Source organism: Mucilaginibacter koreensis (assembly GCF_054783355.1).
This window is the reverse complement of the sequence record NZ_BAAGQS010000001.1, coordinates 581,604-602,316: the sequence shown is the minus strand read 5'-3', so window position 1 is coordinate 602,316 and position 20,713 is coordinate 581,604. Positions and strand designations below refer to the sequence as shown.

The following is a 20,713-nucleotide window of genomic DNA, read 5'->3' as shown; positions in this document are numbered from 1 at the left end:
TCGTTTTAGCAAACACGCATTAAAAATATTTAAGGGCATAAAGTATGGCCTGTTATTTGAACTTAACGTTGGTAAACTTTATAGTACGCAAACCAAATTTTGGTATGCTTAACTGCACGGCATTATCTTTTTTATACAACACTTCCCGCTCTTTACCTTCAAGCGTTTCCACTATTGCTTTATCAAATTTGAAATTAGCTTTCAGGAATTGAGCTCCGGTTTGACCTTCTGCATTGAACACACGGATGGTAAAATTGCCACCGGTTGCTTTTGCAGCAGTTAAGCTTAAACCACCTGATGGGTTGGCGATGATTGAAATTTGCGGCATTACTTTATCTAACTTACTTAAGCTGGCCACTAAGGGTTCGTTCCATTGTGCTGAACCTGACCATATTTTAGCCTGCGTCCAGTTACCGGCGTGTGGCATTAGCGCATAGCGGATATGGGTAGGTCCATCCAGGGTGTAATTGCGCCCCCATAAGCCCATGCCTGAGTATTGCAAGTTTAGTCCCAACGGAAAATCTTCGCCATGAGCGTAACTGGTAGTATGGTCAGTAAATAACGCCATGCCGTATTGCTGGTTATGGTCGGTTACATCAACCCAGTTGAGTAACACGTTATTTTTAATACTATCCCAAGTGCTGAAAAAAGTATTTTTCAAACGGCTTTCGGTTACATCAAACGGCGAATTTTTAGCCACATGCTGGCCTTTCAGGTTTAAAGGAAACAAGGCCAGCAATTTATTGCGGTCATCATAAAATGGTTTGTGATAGCTCTTCCAGTCGTAGGTTCCTTTAGGTGTATTTTCCCCAATGCCGGTGTTCTTTTTCCAGTCCAGCGTCAAGTCCATATCAATTACTGGCTGCTGGTTGGTGAGGGTAATTAACTCCGTCCAGTTTGTACCATTAATTTGTCCGCTTACCTGTAATTTTACCCGTACTGGTCCATTTTCTATAATTTGGACATCGGCCGGCTGGTCGGCAGAGTTTTTGAATCCACCATCCTGATAGAAGTTGCCTCTGAAAGCATTAAACTTTAACTGGTTATTTTGATCTACAAACTCTTTATGCAGCTTTTTAGCATAAAGGCTACTGATGCTTCCCCCCTTTTTAGGATCAATTACCACGCTATACAAATCAGTTTGTACCTGGTAGTTTCCATTACTTAATTTTTGGACACATGCGCCACGCCCTGCTATTTTTCCAGTGGCGGACACCAAACGAAACTGACGAGAGCCAAATCCGGGCATCACGGCGTTAAAAGCAACAGCCTTGCGGCCTGATGAATCTTTTACCAGCTGCGCCTGGATATTTTTTCCTTTGTCATCAACTACCCTCAGCGCATTATTCAAAAAATTATCTGGCAGTGCCACCGTTACAAGGGCTTGTCTGGTTTGTAACTGGGTGTTGTATACGGTTACTAGCAAGTATTGAGCTTGATTTTCAGATTGAGGATGTACAAAAGCAGTAACCAAGCTATCGGCAATATGGTTGGTATGATTCGTCCAGCCAACCACCTTATCAGCCCAGGTATTGCCGCGGCTGCCATTGTAAGGCACAATCCAGCAATCATGATGCTGCGAAAGCATTAGTGTGCGCCATGCACTATCTAAAGCGGCCTGCGGCCAGGTTTGTTGCTTACCTAAGTTTATTAATGTCAATAGCTTTTCTGCACCCAATAACTTGTTTTCTGATGTACGCACCTGCTGGGCAATGCGCTGCGTAACTTGCGAGCCCCATACCAGGCTTACCGCAATGTCTTCCTGACTTACTTTCCACACAGGTTTTGGGTCGTGTTTAATCAGGTTGAAATAATCGCGCCAGGTTACATATTGGTTCTGGGTTTGCGGTTGGTCGCCACCGCCTAAAAAAGGGCCGTTTTTCCAGCCGGCATCCTGCAAGGTCATACCCACCGGGGAATGTATCCCATAAGCAAATGCAGCTTTAATATAATCCGGTGAGTTATTCCAGGCATTAGTTTGCCAGGTTGATTCGCGTAGTAGATTTTCAGTTGCATAACGGGGTACGGTGAGTATCTGGCTGCCATCAGGCCCCTGCCAGTTCACCAGCTCGCCGCCGTGCGCTGCAGTATACCCCCCAAAACAGGTGTTTGGGTTTTTTAAAGAAGCATACCTAATACCAAATGATTGCAGCAATTGCGGCAATGCACTGGTAAAACAAGGCTCTTCTGACGAATAGGTGGTAAATGCAATACCCGGAAAATGCTGACGCAGCATTTGCATACCATAGCTCAACTGCCTGATGATACTTTCACCATCAACAGTGTACATATAACTCTGTGCATACGATGGGTTAACATACTCTATACGGCCTTTGTATTCGGGGCCTGAAATCATGCTTTTGAATTCCTGGTAAGCCGCAGGGTCTACTTTGGCAGCACGCGCCCATGTTTCGGGTTCTATCTCAAGGTTAATTTTCCAGTACGGATGCTTTTTCAGCATATCAACCATAAAACGGGTATTCCAATCGGGGTAATGCCCCCATACCCCACCGTGGTAGCCATCTATATAATAGGTATTTTGTGCTTTACATACACCTGTACTTATGAAGCAGATGCAAAGCATACCTATAAAGCACCGGGTGAAAAAACGAAATCGGAACTGTGCCTTTTGCATGTGATAAGGTTTATGGTTTTACTGCTTCTACAGTAAAATGATGAGGTTGAGGTTGATTGATGCGGTATAGCTCGTTGGTAAGCAGTGCTATCTCCTTTTGCCAGGCATCGCGCACACTTTTAAACCGGGCTTTACGGTAAGTGGGCAGGGTGACCGCTACAAAGAAGTCTTTCTTGGCATATTTTTCCAATGAATCTGCTGTCGGCTCCTGATCATTATACAACAAGCCCTTTGGTTTCAATATAGAGTAGTGCAACCAGTAATACTCACGCAAACGCCGCTCCAGCTGCCAGCGTTCTTCATTGAGGTGCATTACTGCCAAGGCCTGCTGGTATTGTGGTGTGGAAGCGTATAAAGCAAGATTTATCCCCTGCTGAAATTGGTTACCGTTCCATTTACCTATGCTGATACCATCTATTCTGAGTTCATAGTTTTGTGACGCTTTCAGGCCCGACAACTTTAAATCTTCCTGATTAAATTCTTTTACAAATGGAATTAATTTCATGGCGTCCGCCTGTGAGCGGGCCTGCCTGCCGTTACCTTGCCGCACCGTATCTGTTGGATAAGGTAAGGCCTTAGCCAGATAATCGAAACTAAGATCTGATGAACCAACCTTCAAATTACTGACTGTACAGTTCTCTGTTTGTACAGCTTTAGTGCCTGCGTTGATGTTTAGGGCTGCTACTTTTTTGCCGCTAAATCCTTGTGCCTTTAAGAAGGCATAAGCCATCACCATGTGCCCGTCATTGGTTGGATGAATACGGTCGGTGCCTTGCAGGGTAAAAAGCGAATCGGTTTGCTGTTGGGCTTTATTTACAGTAAGCATAGGCTGATTAAAATCTACAAAGCTCCAGTGGTGTGCTTTAGCCGCCTGCTGCTGAAATGCAGCTATTTTAAGCATGGCCTCGTTTTTTCCGGTTAAGGCGCGGGTTTTAATTTTGGAGGTTTCATCATAGGGTGATGAACCAATCATGATGATGTTGGCATTTTGATAAGCCAAAAGTTTACGTTCGATGTTCTGAAAGCTGTAATAAGCGGTTTCTATCTTTTCGTTGTATACAGCATCAGCCTGCGGGCCGGTTAAATATTGGTAACCGGTATCGTTCATGCCGAAGGTGAGCGCAATTACATTAGGATGTTTCGCAAATACATCGTCTTCCAGGCGCTCATCTATCTGCCGGGCTACATCCCCTCCAATACCTGAATTGTAGATTTGTATGCGCATGCCCGGAAAGCGAGTGAGGTAATATAACCAGATATACGAGTGATAGTGACCGCCATCGGTAATGCTATTACCGGTAAACACCACCCTATCGCCGGCTTTGAAACGCGGCACGGTTTGAGCGTGCGCATTAACAGACAACACGGCACTGGCAATGGTGCCGAAAGCAAAAAGTTTAGATAGAAACCGCTTCATGGATAATAATTAAAGCGTGATGGATTAGTGTTTGTGCAGCGTTTGCTGTATGGCCTGCTCGGCTAATGGTTCCATAATTTTATAGCCTGCAAGGTTAGGATGCACACCATCTGTTGATAAACCATCCCGCATTCCCTGAACATCATTTACCATAGCCGAATAATAATTGATGTAGCTGAATCCGTTTTGTTTGGCATACCCGGCCAGCATAGCGTTTAATTCAGCCACCTTCGCCCTGGGGTTAATATCAGGCCGCCACGGAAAGCTGTAAGCAGGCAAAACCGACGAGAGTATTACCCGTATATGATTGGCCTTAGCCAGTTCGGCCATCGATACAATATTGCCGAATACATCGGTAAGCCTTGAGGGGCCAGTATTTTCTGCGATGTCATTAATACCGGCTAAAATTACTACTGCTGACGGTTTCAGGTTGATTACATCTTCGCGAAAGCGTACCAGCATTTGCGGTGTAGTTTGGCCGCCAATACCGCGGTTAATGTAACCATGTGACTTAAAATATTCAGGGTCAATGTTCATCCAACCCTCGGTGATAGAATTTCCAATAAATACCACCCGTTTCTCGCCGACAGTTGGGGCTGGTAAGCGATCGTTGTCCGTCTGATAGCGGCTTATCCATGCCCAGTCTTTATGGTAACGCTCTTCTACCGCTTTCTGAAAATTAGCCCAGGCTTCCGCTTTTTGCTTTTCGGCAATTTTAATTGAATCATCAGCTGTAGTAGTTCTTTGCTGTGCAAAAACACTTTGTGTAGCCAGCAAGAAAGATATAAGCAGCATAACTATATATGAGCAGAGATATTTCATGGTGTATTTGACTGCTGGTATTATTGGTTTGATAGGTAATTGTATGTAATATGAGTTGAACTTGTCATTTATGGTTTATAAGGTAATTAGCCTTCATTTATCTCTTGATTAATAATTGGTAGGTTTAATTTGCCGATAATGTTGTAGCTGCTTCACTGTTATAAGGTGTGAGCTTTAAATGATAGGGTTTCTTTAAAAGCATAGGATTTACTTCCACTTGCAATGTTCTATGCTCTCCTTGCATTAGGGAGAAGTAACCGTCATTAAATATTGCCGGCAGTATCTGCTCGCCTTTGTCGTCCAGTAGTTGCGCCCTAACGCCGAATGCCGCTGCCTGGGTTGAGGTGTTGGTGACGGTATAAGTAATGATTTGATTTACCCCGTTGCTGGCCTTACTTTGTACAGGCCGGCCTACTTTTAGTGCCGAACCCACTGAAGGCATTTGATTAAGTGCAGTATAATTCAAATAGGTATTACCCACCCAATAAAAGTTTTCCGAAAGCAGCTTTCCGACTTTGCTGTATAGCATTAACTTCAAAAAGTGGACATCTGATAATTTAGGCCTACTATCCTGTTTTTCAAATACCGCAAACGCTTCTTTAATGTTGTTGGCAGCTGCATTAACTGTTTTCCTGATAGTAAAAGCCGGAACCGGTTTACCGTCGCTGTTGTATACCTGCGCTACAGCAACCGCGCCGTTAAGGGCAGTAGACTGGTTGTTGATCACCTTAACCGAGTTGGTGGCAGGGTTCCATTGTATATGTACACGTTCGCAGGCCGACTTTGCACCAAAATAGGCGCCGGTTAAATCATAATAGTAATCATAGGTTTGCCAAATCATACTAGGGTAGGCCGATTGACTCATCCAAATTAACAGGCCTGAGGCATCTTTCCACATGTGGTCATTCCAGGCTTCGAACATGGCCTTGGTGGTTTCCACGTTCATTAACTGTGCCTTGCGACAAAAATCTTCAATGGAAGCAGATTTGCCGTAACTGCCGGCAATGTCATTAATGTATTTAACCGGCTGTGCACCACCGCCTAATGCTCCGTCTGTGCTAAAATAGTGGCGGGCCCACATATTGGTTTTACTGTTTACCGCTTCGGGCGTGGGTGGTACCCAATAGTCTTTCGGCATAAATTTTTTGAAGCTTTCAATGTTTACAAAAGCTGCTGCGCCCAGTTCACTGCGCATGCCATAACTGTTGTTGGAAAACAAATAGCCATTATGCGGATCGGTAAAGTATGTTTTAGGGTCAACATTGCCCCATATACCGCTGCCCGACAAATTACGGCTGCCGCCATGGATAGAAAAATTTGGATTAGTGACCCCGGCGTTCGAGCGCGGCAGATACAAGCGAGTGTCTTCATCATTCTCGGCAATGGCCAGTTTGATAGCTTTGCTGATAGGACCATTCGGATCTCCACCGGGTACCCCTTCATTGGCGCCGCACCAAATAACGATGGATGGATGATTTCGGAAACGCTTAACTTTTTCAATGGCGTTTGCTTTAAACATATCCAGGCTATCAATTGCGCCAAAATTGTTCAGCCAGAAATCATCCCACACCATTATTCCGTATTTATCGCAATACCGGTAAAAAGCGTCATCAGTCACCTCCCCTGTCCAGTTCCTGATCATGTTGAAATTCATTTCTTTATGTAATCGGATACGGGTATCGTAATCCTCCCCCCTTACCTTCAGCATATAGTCAGACATTCCCCAGTTACCACCTTTTACCATTACTTGCACATCGTTAACATATAGCCGCATTGGTCCGTTAAGTGATGTGGTATCGGCAGTAACTTTACGAATACCAAAACTTTGCTTTACCTTATCTGATATACCTGAGCTATTCACATCAAATGCTATAGTGCTGGTGTACAAATGCTGCGTGCCATCGGCTTTGCCTCCATAACCGTTAGGCCACCATAACTTCGGGTTCTTGATCATTAACTGCGGGTAAACTTCAGGCGTTAATTTTACAAGCTGAGTGCTACCACCCTGTATGGTAATGCTGTTACTTGCTACCTTAATATTGCCCGGCTGAATTACCGCTCTGATGATACCGGTAATTGCTGAAGCGCTGGCGTTATGCAGCTTAACGTTTATGGTAAGTTTCGCCAGTTGATGATTTGGCAAATCAGTATGTACGTAAGGATCTTCAATGCTCACCGGGCCGGTTGTGCTTAGGGCTACCGTATCGGTAATACCGGAGTTGAGCCCGGGCACTGCCGGCATCCAATCCCAACTACCGCTGGATAAATAGGTTGGGCTTTCCCAGTTGGCTAAACCATGGTTATGCTCCGGGTCATCGCGCGGCGGTATGGTTAATACCATAATAACATTAGGTTTACCGATGTGCAGGTAATTAGTCACATCATAAATGCCGCGCTGCATAAAGCCACGAAGCGTGCCTAAATGGTGCCCGTTAAAATAAACTTCTCCCCTTTTATTAATGCCGTTGAACTTTAACCACAATCTTTTTCCTTTGGCTAATGGTGGAGTGTTAAATACGGTGCGGTACCAAAACGGACGGTTGTATTTGGCTTTATCAACCATATATATATTCTCAGCATAATCAGGGTTCTTTTCTTTGCCGGCAGCTACATAAGCATAGAATACGGTACCAGGAACAATGGCAGGCGTCCACTTAGCTGTATTAAGGCCAGGGGTAGATAGCAGTGCTATATCACCCTGAACTTCAGCCTGAGGCATAACCTTCCAACTTAAACTAATACGCTTGCTTTGCGCATTGATAGGTTGCGGCCAATGGCATGAAATAATAAGTAAAAAGCACAAGGCCTTCCAGGTGTAAGACATAACCGGTTTATAAGGAATGTTTTAGAAGTACAATTATGCTAAATCGTTTTACTATATGCAAATATTTTTTCCTGATTTAACTCCTATATAAATTTTGGAAACAGAATCTTATTTGCTATAGAACAGGAACAGCTAAAACTTGCTACTTTTTTCACAAACTTTGCATGCACTTTTAACACACTAATTGACTGTTAAATTTTAAAAGTATTGGCTCCCGCTTTTAATGTATAGTTCTTGTTCTTCCAAACAAATACTCCTGATGTTTTTGGTGGCAGAACAATGCGGATATCCCATTTACCATTCTTCAGTGCATAGGCGGCCTCTACTTTCCCGTTAGGGTGAGGTATGGAGCCGCTTAAGTGGGTAAGGGTGCCTAAATGCGGCTGCACTTTAATTTGAGTAAAACCGGGTGCATAGCTGTCAATACCTAACAGGGTTCGATAAAATTCGATGTTGGGGCTTGCTCCCCAGGCATGGCAATCTGAACGGCTGGTTTGCACATCAGGCTCTTCGGCCCAGGTGGTTAAGCCCAGTTTAATATTTTCGCGCCAAACATCCAGCCACGACAGGTAATCATCACCCATACCGGCTTTTACCAAAGCCATGTGCATATAGTATTTAAAATAGATAGAACATTGTGTAAGGCTATGATCTGCCAGTATCTTTTGTCCTAACTGTCGGTACTGGCCTTCGTTGGCTACACCTGTTAATATAGCTAAAGCATTGGTATGCTGCGAAAAGGTATTTTTTTCTGCAGTTTCAGCATAAAGCTGTTTCGCCTCACTCCAGTATTTACGTTGTATAGTTTGCTTTAATTTCAGCGCTTGCTCCTGGTACAATTTGGCATAAGCCGGCATACCTAAACTGGTTTCCATAGCCGCGGCCCACTGGTATGCCCATAATAATTGCAAATCGAACACTGCCGAGCTACCGTCTTTCCCTTTGGGTGGACCGCCGAAGTTCCAGCCGTTATCGCCTGCCCAGTCAACAAATGTCCAATAAGGCACATATTTTAGAGAGCCATCAGGTTGTTGATAGTTGCTGAAGAAATTCAAGATGGCCCGCGTACCGGCCAATTTACGTTTAACAAATATGGGATCGTTACGGTACATCCAGTAGTCATGCAGCATACCGATATACCACAATGAGAAGCCGGGGATAATTTGCGTATCATGCGTAGGCCAACGACTTTGTGTTACCCCCTCTGACGACCTGGATTGATCAATAAGGCTGATGGCATGCCGTGCCAGGCTATCATCACCAGCATTGTAATAAGAAACCATAGCCTGTATGCGCGTATCTCCTATGTACTGCAGCTGTTCATAAAAAGGACAATCAAAATAAGTTTCCATGGCACACAGCCTTGCCGTACGCCAGCCAATATCCAGCATGGTTTTCATCTCCGCATTATTGGTATTGAGAACGGCTCGTTGTTTGAACGGATAGCCTGTAAAAGTGCCGTACAAATCATCAATCACTAAAGGATCATCTTTGGTTTGTATAGTTAAGAGCAGGTACCGGAAACTTCGCCAATAAAGGGTAGTAAACGTTTGCCCTGCTTTGCCGTTAGATAATATACTATCCTGCACACCCACAAAGTCTTTACCCTTTATCTCGTTACGATTTCCTTTACGCCTGCCATTTTTTGCCAGGTTATCAAAAAGCGATTCGGCATAGCGCATTGAAATTCCCGAATGTGCTCCTCCGCTAAAATTGAGTGTGATGTAGGCATTCGTTTCATAATTTTGGTCTAATAATAAAGTAGCTGTAGTATGTGGCGCAATGGTAACAGCAGTTTTTTTACCAGGGAAACTTTGGGGTACATCAATACCTTTTTCCTCGCGGAGTGTGGGGATGCGCTGGTAAGTAAGTTCCATTTGCGGCAGCGGCGACGGTACCAGCATCCAGCCAAACCCATCGGAATTACCCTTGGGCTGCCCCTGAAATAAATTGGCTGCCATGGGCCAGGCGGCATCATCGAAGCCGGGCATGTTCCAGTCGCTTATGGTTTGGTTCATATCTACCAGCTGGCCTTTTATAGCAGCAAAAAAGAAACCTGGTATGGGCTGAAAAGCTTTATCGGCAATACAGCGCCAGGTGTCATTAGTATTCAATACCTCTTCGGCTGGCGATGCGCCCTGAACGATAAAAGCGGTTCGAACAGTAATTTGGGCCTCTGGTCGGTATTGCGCCTCGTTGAAAACCATCGCTGCAACGGTATTTTTGCCTGCAGCCAGATATGGTGCAATATCCACTGTTTCGTAATTCCAGTAAAAGTTATCGCCCCGTGCTGGACCTAATGATACCAGTTTACCGTTTACATATAATTTATACCGGTTGTCGGCAGAAACATAAATTTTAAATGAAGCTGGCTTGGTAGGCAATTTCACTTGTTTTCTGAAATAATAAACCCCATAATGATCACCGCCATCCCCCGCGGCAGCGATCCAGTTGGCATGCCAGGTTGTTGATACAGATTGCTGAAGCACCGCAGCTTCAGAATTCTGACTATACAGAATCGAGCTAAAAATTATTGATAATGCCAGAAGTAATCTCATTGCGCAAGCTTATTATAATTGGTTACGCAATATAGTCAATAAATCGATTTAGCAAAAGTTGTTTTGATAAATTTTGTCTACTAGTAATGATTGAGTTTGAAACTTCAAAAACAAAAAAGGCAAAGCGTTAAACGCTTTGCCTTTAGAAAAACTCTTGTATTGAATTAGTTTTTGTTAACAACGTCCCACCACAAACGGGTACCGCCATTGTCGGGGCCATTTAGCAGGGAGACTGCTTTGGTTACCTCGGCTTGGTTGTTGCTGTATTCGTCTTGTGAAAAAGGTATACGGCGAATAAAAGTATTTGTATTAATAGTTCCTTGGCTATTATTCACCACAACTGGCATCAGTACTGGGTAATTTGTTCTTCTGAACTCTGCCCATGCCTCTTCACCATCAGGCCATAAGCCTAACCATTTTTGGGTGATAATGCGCTCCAACTTTTGTTGATAGGTAGCTGCCTCATCCCATTTTACAGTAATTTTACTTAGGTAAGGTGAACCTGCAGGTACATTGTTTGCGCTGTTTGCTAAATCAACGTAAGGCGCTTCTGTACTGGTATTATCATTCAAGTAATTTCCGATAGGTACTCCATTGGTTTCGAATGACAAACTTATACCTTGATTATAAAAATTTGCAGCTGTACCACCCACGTTCCAACCGCGTAATGCGCCTTCGGCACGCAAAAATGCAACTTCAGCGGCAGTCATTAACTGAATTGGTGTAGTTGCACCATTAGGAAAATTCAGTAAACTGGCCTTTGCATATTGGGATTTTGAGCTAATGGCTATACCGTTACGTATACCACGGTATTGCCCATCACTGTTAGGTACAAAATAAGCTGCTAATCGTGGATCATTATATCCTTTAAGATAAGCTTCCATAGGAGCTCCCATTTGAATATCACCATATTCATAAGTAATTGACCATAGTGAGTTTTTAAAGGTAACACCATTAGTCGCATTTACAAAAGCATTGTCAGCTTTTGTAGTTAAAAAGCCATAGGGATTTGCGGCTGCCTCTTCAGCTTTTGCCTTTGCTAACGCAGGGTTTACCATAGAAATACGAATGGCAAGGCGCAGTTTCAAAGAGTTGGCAAATTTTATCCATTCCTTGTAATCGCCTTTGTAAATCAAATCGTATGGAGCTAAAGGCATAGCCGTCGGATTAGCATTCACAAAATCAGTCAGCGTTTTTATTGCAAAATCTAATTCTGTAAAAAATTGGTTGTAAACTGCTTCCTGACTATCATAGGGCACCGAGAAAGCACTTGTGCCAAACTTTGAATATACAATAGGTCCGTAAACATCGGTTACCCGGTGCATACCCTCAACTTTCAATATGTTGCCTATAGCATAGAAATCAGGTCTTGACGTTGCTGCATTTTGTTTTATCTGACTCCAATTGCTCATTATACTTTCGTATCCAACATTAAAAGGAGCAGTGTTCCAACCAGGTATCAGCCCATAATTAGTGTTATTAACACCGCCCGCAAAAGGAGTGTTAGACATCATGTACCCTGAATAAATATCAGCATTTAGATTTTGCTGTAATTGATACAGGTAATTAGTAGTACTGAATATTGAGGTTTGCATAGGAAGCAAAAACGCGCCTAAACCCTCACCATCAATTTTGAGCAAATCATTGTTGGCATTATAGCGATTGGTATTATACTCTTCAAACTTTTTGGTACAAGCTGATTGGGAGAGTATAGCACCTAAGCCCAAAGCAAATATTGCTTTAGATACTTTATTGTGCTGTAATATCTTCTTCATAAACTTTATTGAATTAATGTTAAAAATTAAAACTGGGCACTAATTTTAAACCCGATACTTCTTAAGCTTGGCAAGTTAAATACATCTAAGCCCTGTAAATTATTTGCTGTTGAAAGGGTAACATCCGGATCAAATGGCGCATTGTTTTTGATCATCCACAAGTTACGTGCAATAACCGATAAACCGACGTTTTTAACTTTGTTATTAAAGAAAGATGTTGGCAAAGTGTATCCGAATAATAATTCACGCAGGCGGATATTAGTAGCACTGTACACATACTCCGATGCAACGCCCCCGCGGCCGCCTACAACAGCATAATACGCTTTAGTGTCAACTTTCCTGCCATTAACTGTTACCCCACCATTGTCGCGGGCATCGGCAGATGCCTGTGATACACCATTCTCATCAAGTACAGCTTGGGTTAAAGAAACTACCTGACCTCCAAAACGACCATCAACTAAAAAGCTCATTCTAAAGTTTTTATAATTGAACTCATTTTGAATACCAGCATTAAAGCGGGCATTGTAATTACCCACTTTTACAGGATCATTGCCTCTAACTGGTATGCCTGTTACAGGATCTACAATGTAAGCACCATTTGCATCCTTTTGCAAAGGTTGTGCATAAATGTCACCGAAAGAGCCGCCTTTTTGTACACGAAGATTAAATACATCTGTTGAAAGATTTACATAATCAGGATTGGTAGTGACGCCTGTTGTTGGATCAGTATAATTAAACACTTCCAATACCCGGTTCCTATTAATAGAGAAATTAAAGCTCGGTCTCCAGGTGAAACTATCAAATTTCGCATTGTAGCTTATAGTACCATCAATACCCTTATTTCTTATATTACCACCGTTAATAAAACGTGTTTTATAGTTAGATCCCCTTGGAGCTTGTACTTCATATATTTGGTTGCGGCTATTTGACTGGTACAAGTTTAAATTAAGTGTCAAATTATCATTGAAAAATCTTGCATCTAAACCTATTTCGTAGGAGCGTGTTTTTTCTGGCTGCAAATCTAAAAATGGAGCTGTAGTGTTAGCGGTCACTGTTCCGTTTATAACCGGAAAAGATGGATTGGTTGCGTAGAATATACTGGTTCCATTACCTACATTGGAAAAGTTGGCTCTTAATTTTGCAAATGAAATTGTTTCCGGTAAGCTAAAAATTTTACTCAATACTGCGTTTAAGCCTACAGACGGGTAGAAAAAATTATTTTTTGGAGTAAATGCCAAACTTGAATCCCAATCATTCCGACCAGTTACATCTAGAAACAGCATTTCGTTATACCCTAAAGATGCAGTACCAAAAATAGATTGAATTTGGCGGCGGTTTGAATATTGAGTGGGCTGAGCTATTCCATAGTTTATATTCGATATGGAAAATACGTTGGCATAGTTTAATAAGTTAGCATCAATATTGGAACCGGTTACTAAATTATCCTGAATGCTTGTACCCACATTAGCTGTAAATGTGAATTTATTCGAAAGCTTCCGGTTGACGTTTGCTATGAAATCAGCATAAATTTGATTATTCCGACTTGGGCTATATTGATAACTGCCCTTACTTCCTACCAATACTGTTGTTGTTCCTGCATAGCGTTCTGCTTCGTAAATATCACTGCTATTGTCAACCTTTAAACGGGTTTGCAAGTTTAACCAATCAGTAACGTTATATTTCAAACTTACAGTACCCAGAAACCGGTTTAAACGATCCTGATTGATATTACGATTAGCAATCCAATATGGGTTCTGACTTGCTACATCTTGAATGCCAAATGGCCAGTTTTGTGTGTTCACCTGCCGTATTGGGTCGTACACTTCATAATTGTTCTTGTAAGGCGTAAAATCGACCCCACGTGGGAACAGATATGTTGATACTAAAGTGTTATAATAAAACCCTTGGTACGGGCGGTTGTAAACATTTTGCGCAATGTAATTTGCCGATACATCTAAAGTTAATTTATCTTTAAAGAACTGACTAGTGTTACGCGCACTGAAGTTATACTTATCTAACTTATTACCAGGTATGATTCCACTTGAATTAGTGCTTTCAAATGAAAAGTAACTTTGATTGGTAGCAGTACCAGTTTGTAACGATATGCCATTAATAAAAGTTTTTCCAGTATTGAAGAATGAACGCGGATCGTAACTTGGGGTGGTAATTTTGGGTCCCCAGCTATCGCTAGCATTTGGATCCGTCTGCCCATAAGTTGTTTGCAACTTAGGCATAATGAACGGTGAATCAAATGTAGTGTTTGAATTTACACTGATAGTGGTTTTTCCGGCTGTTCCTTTTTTGGTCGTAATTAAAATTACACCATTAGCACCTTGGCTACCGTATAAGGCCGCTGAAGATGAGCCTGGAAGTACAGTGATGCTTTCGATATCATCTGGATTCAGGTTTTGAATGGCATCACCCCTATCCTGCCCACCGAAAACACCGCCTATTTGTGCACTGTTATTACGCGGCATAGGTATACCATCAATTACATACAAGGCATTATTATCACCATTAACTGATTTGTTACCACGCAAAACCACTTTTGTTGAACCGCCCACGCCCGAAGAGCTGCGGGTAATTTGGGCGCCGGCTACTTTGCCTGACAAACTGTTTACCAAACTGGCATCAGGTACACGGCTTACTTCGTTACCGCCAATGGTTTGTACACCATAGGTTAATGAGCGTGATTCGCGGCGAATACCTAATGCTGTTACCACAACCTCGTTGAGGTTTTTGCTTGAAGGCACCAAGTTGATAGTTACTGAACTACGGCCATTTAACGCTATGGTTTGTGTTTCATAGCCAATGAATGATACTACCAAAGTGGCATTGGCATCAGCATTTATAGTAAAAAAGCCATCTACATTAGTAGAGGTGGCAACTTGCGTACCCTGTACTTTAATGGTTACACCAGGCAAAGGCTGGCCTTTTTCGTCGAGCACTTTACCGTTAACGGAGGCAAAATTGGCATTTTTGCTCAACGGAATAATTGGCGATGCAACTGTAGCATTCGTGTACGGATTAGTTCCGGCTACAGCCTGCAGACTAAACATGGCAGTAAGAGCACAGGTTACTTTTGCAGCAAGTAATGCTTTTTGCAGCCAGTACCTATCCTTTACACCCTGAGGGTGTTCAAAAAATTTCATAGTTATTGGTTGAATGTGAATGGTTAAATAGCAAAGTCTCAGTATTTATAGAGATTGCATAATCAGATAAACAATAATCATTTTCAACAGAAACTACCAATCGGGCAATTTTCAGTTTATGTGTTTAAACGTATAGTTTTATCCCATAAGCTATTCGATTTTAATAATTGAGTTAATATTATGGATATTTTGTTGTTTGAAAATTGATGAACTAACACCTTTAACCCGCTGTTCTGTTGGTTGATTGAAGCGTTTTCCTGCGCCAACAAAGCAATTGTTTTCATTGGTTTATACAGTATGCAAAGTAGTAAGTATTTATCTTAGTTTAAATATGTTTGTTAAAATAAAAACGTTTTTTTATTACTTTTTAAAAATTTAAATAAGATTGTACAAATGAAATTTAAGGGATTCATTAATTTCACAACTATTAAACTCCGAATTATTTAAACAAAAAATATTATTTTCAAATTTTCATTTAAAAAAATGTATTAAAACTGTTTTTTAATTGAAGATTTCTAAACATACAAAAAAATATCAGTGTATTCGTAACACTAACCTATTCACGGGGAAAAATCAATCCTATTAGTGAGTATAACAATGCCGATAGTGCCTGATTCATTTGTCAAGTTTATTTATGAATTTGATCTTGTTCCCGATAGTAAGAAGCAAAGATATTCAACTTCGCACTGCTGCATCGTTCACAAACATCATAAAAAGAAGAACTTCAGCCGTTAAAAGATTAACTAAAGCGAAACCGCTGCTGATCAAGCCATCATTCGTCACTATATATTAAATTAAAACAGGCCGGTATTGATGTATTCACACTATACCGGCCTGCTGTTGGTTTGTATCCAAAAATTTTATAACATTCTTGAACGGGGGCGGTCTTTTAACGCTTTTCCATAAGTAGCGCTCGGCTGGCTACCCATTTCGAAAACCAACTCGCCTCCTTTTTTGAATTCGGCAAAAGGGATATAAGATTTGGTATAAGGTTTGCCATTAAGCGTAATGCGCTGAATGTAAATATTTTTGTCGCTATTGTTTCTGGCAATTAAACGCATGGTTTTATGATCAGCAAGTTTCAGCGTAGCTTCATCAAACAGCGGGCTGCCAAATACCAGATTTCCATTTGCAGGATTTACCTGGTAAAAACCAAGCGATGATAATACATACCAAGCCGACATCTGCCCTACATCTTCATTACCAATTATACCGTCATATTTATCGGTATAAAAGTTTTTCATGATAAACCTTACCTTCTCGGCCGTTTTCTCCGGGTGACCGGCATATACGTATAAGTAAGTAGTGTGATGACCGGGCTCATTGCCATGCGCATACTGCCCGATAAGGCCCGAAATATCCGGCGATTTATCTTTACCCATATCACCCTGAACCACAAACAGCGAATCCAGCTTTTTGGTAAACTTCTGCTCACCACCCAGCAAAGTAATCAGGCCTTCTACATCCTGCGGTGCCAGCCAGGTATACTGCCAGCCGTTGCCCTCAGTAAAATCTCCCCGCTCGTGTATAGAGGTGAAGGGGTTGTAGGGAGCACGCCATTGGTTTTGCGACAAACGCCCACGCATAAACCCAACTTTAGGGTCGTAATAGTTTTTGTAATACAAGCCTCGTTTGTTAAAGTAGGCATAATCTTCCTGCTTGCCTAACTTTAAGGCTACCTGTCCCAGGCACCAGTCATCAATGGCATATTCCATTCCCATTGAAACCGAGTTAGCGGTACTATCAGCCGGGATAAAGCCCAACTGCTTTACATATTTGATGCCCAGCGTATCACGCATGGCGGTTTTTTTCATAGCCTCATAAGCCAGATTCACATCAAAGCCTTTGTAACCTTTTAAAATGGCATCGGCCACTACAGGTACGCCGCTATAACCCACCATACAGTAATTATCATTAGCCATTAAATGCCACATGGGCAGGCTGCCTTGCTGCTTGTATATGGCCAGCATGGTGTTAATAATATCGCTCATGCGCTCTGGTTGCAGAAGCGTATACAGCGGATGTGCTGCCCGGTAGGTATCCCACAGTGAGAATGTGGTGAGGTTGTTGAACCCTTCCTTTGAATGCACTTTTTTATCGGTTCCCCAGTAATCGCCGTTGGCATCATTAAATGCAGATGGCGCAATCATGGTATGATAGAAAGCAGTGTAGAAGATACGCTTCTTGGTTTCATCTGCTGTTTTAAGCTGTACCTTTTCCAATTCATGCTCCCAGGCTGCATCAGCCGCCTGCGCTACTTGTTCAAAATTCCAGCCCGGCAGTTCGGCTTTAATATTAGCATAAGCATTGGCACTACTTACCGGTGATATGCCTACTTTTACCAGTACCTTTTCACCTGCACGCGTGTCAAAATTCACCACGCCTTTAACTTTTACGTCCTCTAAACTATTTCCTGACTTTACTGCTGTGCTGTCATACACCGCAAAGCTTTTTATGCGTTTTGAAAATATGGCCGTAAAATAAATGCGTTGGTCAACAGCCCAGCCGGTGGAATAACGGTAGCCTGCTATGGTGCTATCGTTCACCTGCTGTACAAACGTTTTGGTAGGCCGGTCCCAGCCTAAGCCTTCCTGCAAATCAATAACAACGTGCGCCTGGTCCGACTGCGGGAAAGTGTATTCATGTAAACCTACGCGCTTGGTAGTGGTTAAACGCACGCCAATATTGTAGCGTTTAAGCTTTACGGCATAGTAGCCGGGGCGGGCAGTTTCTTCTTTATGGCTAAAAAGTGATACATAACCACTTTGCATATTTTTTACACTACCCTTCATTACTTTAACCGGGCCGGTGGTGGGCATAAATGAAATATCGCCTAGGTCGCCTATACCGGTACCACTCAGGTGAGTGTGCTGAAAGCCAATAATGGTAGAATCAGAAATATGATACCCAGAGCACCAGTCCCAGCCTTCTGATATATTTGTTGGGCCCAGTTGTACCGCGCCGAAGGGCACATTGGCCCCTAAAAATACATGCCCATGAAAACCGGTACCAATAAAGGGATCAATATAGCGGGTAAGCTTTGCCCCCGAATGTTGCTGTCCATAGGCCAGTGAACCGCCAAACAGCGCAGCCGCCGCAGTCAACAGGATTTTTTTACTTTTTTTGTTAAAGAAACCTCTCATATAATTATTTAGTACAGTGCTTATTTAGTTAATTATTAGTGTGGATAATAAACTTTTCATATACCCTTTTATTCGCAACTACTATCTATCCTTATATGCTCATTAGTATAAGCAAAGCATATTTTCAGAATGGTTGCAACTTTTATAACTCATTAATAGAACGATAAAAAAGCTATTATCATTATTTCTGATGCCTTAAGCTGTTTTCCGTGCCCATATGTAAGCTGTTTAATATTTCGTCTGATGGGCTGCCGAATAACGATACACCCGCTGCTCCATTTTGTAATGCAATTTCTACACCTTGCTGCAGTTCTGCTGCGTCTTTAAAATCGGGCAGATAAAGGCCGGCATACAAAGGAAAGCGGCCGCTCAGAAAATGCACGCCTTCTGCCACGGCATCACCTATCCAGCCTATATTTTCTCTATAAAAGCCATGATATATCATTGGGCAGATACCGGTCAGGTTCCAGTTGGTCCAGTCTTGCCGTACATTGCGGCGGGCCACTTCCGGAGTAGGAAATACGGCCGCTGTGATGGCCTTTTTATGATTAGCGGCTACTTGCGATAACTTATTTACCACATTGGTAATGGCATGGTAGCGGTATAGCCGCCACGATAAACTGGCCTCCGGATATTGAATATCATTTAGCTCAGTCCCTTTCCAGGCTTTAAAACCACTTCGGCATACATCGCAGTAGCAATAATCGTATTCAGGTAGTTCACGAGTTTGCTCGATATTGTATTTACTCCATAAATTAACCGGCAAAATCACATCGCAGAAACGAACATAATCCAGGTGAATACCATCTACATAATCCTTATCCAATATAGTGTTTACCTGATCTTGCAAATAGCTCTGTACCTCGGGCTTTGAAGGGCATAGCCAGCGGTAATAATTAACATAAGGCGGCTTATCAGCGCAAGACTCGCCTTTGCGGTTAATGGCATACCATTCGGGGTGCGAACTGAGTAAACTTTGTTCTCCCCTATTCATCGTCCACATCCAGCGGTGGGTTTCCAAACCCTGCGCTTTAGCTGCCCTGAAGTGCTTTTCGCTATCGTTCTCAAAAAACATTCCGCGCACGCCTGCATCATAATACTTTTTGTAACGCTCGGCCAGTTGTGCTTCTGTGTCTTTTGCATCCGGATTGTTCCACACCCAGTGCTTATACTTTATTCTTTTCGCCGCCATTTCTGCACGGGCTATGTTTGGCAACACTGCAGCTGTGGCGCCCAGCAGCCCGGTAGCTACAAAGTTTCGTCTGTTGATCATGGCTTATGTTCTATGGTTTTTATCAGTCCGTCTTCGTTAATACTTACTGCGCTACCAGCTTCGTCAAAAATATTAATATTAAACTGCCGGTTGGTAGCTTCCATTTGTAAAGTATTTGTTGCGCCATTAACCGTTATAATGGCCGGTAAGTCTAAATCATGCAGGTTGCCGGCGTAATGGCCACTTTTTTTCTGATATTCTTTTTGCAGATAATAGGCCAGCCATAAGTAACGCTTTTGCTTTTCGGCATAAGGCAATTCAAACACGGCATCGTTTTTACGTGTAAATTGCAGGTACCCCCAGCGCTCGGGATAATGCATGTTCACCAACCCCTGTACAGACCATACCCAGTTATCTTCGGGAAAATTGCGTCCTTTATCATCTTTTATTTTTTCAACCTTGCCATTAATAAGCTTGGTTTTCCATTCTACACGTGAGAAATTGATACGCCAGATGGTGCCCTCGGCCGGTGCCTTATAGGCAAAGCCCATACGCAGTTCTTTTAAAGGTATGGCCATTTCTACCGTCCAGCCTTTGTCGGTGTCTTTTAATTTATTCAGCGTACCTTGTACTTTAACACCTGATTTTAATCCGTTTACGTTCCAGCCAATTAAGGCATCACCACCGTTACGGTAGGGTTTGGTTAAAAACAAATCGAATATTTTATTCAGTGCGTTAACCTCAATTTCAAAATATTGATGTGTATCATTATCCGGATCAATAAATATTTCAAAATCGTTATCCAGGTAAATAATATCATCATGGTGCTGTTGTTTGGCCCATACCTGCGGCTCCTGCATTTGCGCTGCCACAAACAGCAAGGAATCATTCCACAGCATTTTTACCTGGGTACGAAAGCGGGGCTTTGGCTTTAAAGCACCTTCTATATCTACAAAATCATTCGTCCATACAGCTTTGGCCCATGCATTTTCGTTAAGGCGCCCATCCATAGTTAACATCTCATTGGTATGCTGCACAATATAATGCTCAGGCATAGTGAACAATGACTGTAACTGACCGGGAATTTGCTGCGCAACAGCGGTGCTTATACCCAAGGCATACAACACTATTAAGCCAGTTAAATATGTTTTATATAATGTCCTTTTCATTTATG

Annotated in this window: 10 protein-coding genes; all 10 read right to left on the bottom strand. The window is 42.4% G+C overall.

Going from position 1 to position 20,713, the window contains the following annotated elements:
* Positions 1-52 precede the first annotated feature (52 nt).
* Positions 53-2,584, bottom strand: coding sequence for a glycoside hydrolase family 38 C-terminal domain-containing protein (locus ACYVNW_RS02655; protein WP_460678294.1), 2,532 nt, complete (start codon positions 2,582-2,584; stop codon positions 53-55).
* 61 nt (positions 2,585-2,645) lie between these two features.
* The gene (locus ACYVNW_RS02650; protein ID WP_460678293.1) at positions 2,646-4,052 is read right to left on the bottom strand and encodes an SGNH/GDSL hydrolase family protein; all 1,407 of its coding nucleotides are present in this window, start codon (positions 4,050-4,052) and stop codon (positions 2,646-2,648) included.
* A 24-nt stretch (positions 4,053-4,076) separates the two neighbouring features.
* Complete coding sequence (locus ACYVNW_RS02645; RefSeq protein WP_460678292.1) at positions 4,077-4,847, bottom strand: SGNH/GDSL hydrolase family protein; 771 nt, start codon at positions 4,845-4,847, stop codon at positions 4,077-4,079.
* 151 nt (positions 4,848-4,998) lie between these two features.
* Positions 4,999-7,698, bottom strand: a complete 2,700-nt coding sequence (locus tag ACYVNW_RS02640) for a glycoside hydrolase family 2 protein (protein ID WP_460678291.1) — start codon at positions 7,696-7,698, stop codon at positions 4,999-5,001.
* A gap of 191 nt (positions 7,699-7,889) precedes the next feature.
* The gene (locus ACYVNW_RS02635; RefSeq protein WP_460678290.1) at positions 7,890-10,256 is read right to left on the bottom strand and encodes an alpha-L-rhamnosidase-related protein; all 2,367 of its coding nucleotides are present in this window, start codon (positions 10,254-10,256) and stop codon (positions 7,890-7,892) included.
* Positions 10,257-10,420: 164 nt separating this feature from the next.
* On the bottom strand, positions 10,421-12,031 hold the full coding sequence (locus tag ACYVNW_RS02630) for a RagB/SusD family nutrient uptake outer membrane protein (protein ID WP_460678289.1): 1,611 nt from the start codon (positions 12,029-12,031) through the stop codon (positions 10,421-10,423).
* Positions 12,032-12,057: 26 nt separating this feature from the next.
* Entirely contained in the window at positions 12,058-15,183 is a 3,126-nt protein-coding gene (locus ACYVNW_RS02625) for a SusC/RagA family TonB-linked outer membrane protein (protein WP_460678288.1), read from the bottom strand.
* 860 nt (positions 15,184-16,043) lie between these two features.
* Complete coding sequence (locus ACYVNW_RS02620; protein WP_460678287.1) at positions 16,044-18,326, bottom strand: GH92 family glycosyl hydrolase; 2,283 nt, start codon at positions 18,324-18,326, stop codon at positions 16,044-16,046.
* A 181-nt stretch (positions 18,327-18,507) separates the two neighbouring features.
* Positions 18,508-19,599, bottom strand: a complete 1,092-nt coding sequence (locus ACYVNW_RS02615; RefSeq protein WP_460678286.1) for a family 10 glycosylhydrolase — start codon at positions 19,597-19,599, stop codon at positions 18,508-18,510.
* Positions 19,596-20,708, bottom strand: a complete 1,113-nt coding sequence (locus tag ACYVNW_RS02610; protein ID WP_460678285.1) for a carbohydrate-binding family 9-like protein — start codon at positions 20,706-20,708, stop codon at positions 19,596-19,598. The genes ACYVNW_RS02615 and ACYVNW_RS02610 overlap by 4 nt, the downstream gene beginning before the upstream one ends.
* Between the last annotated feature and the right edge of the window lie 5 nt (positions 20,709-20,713).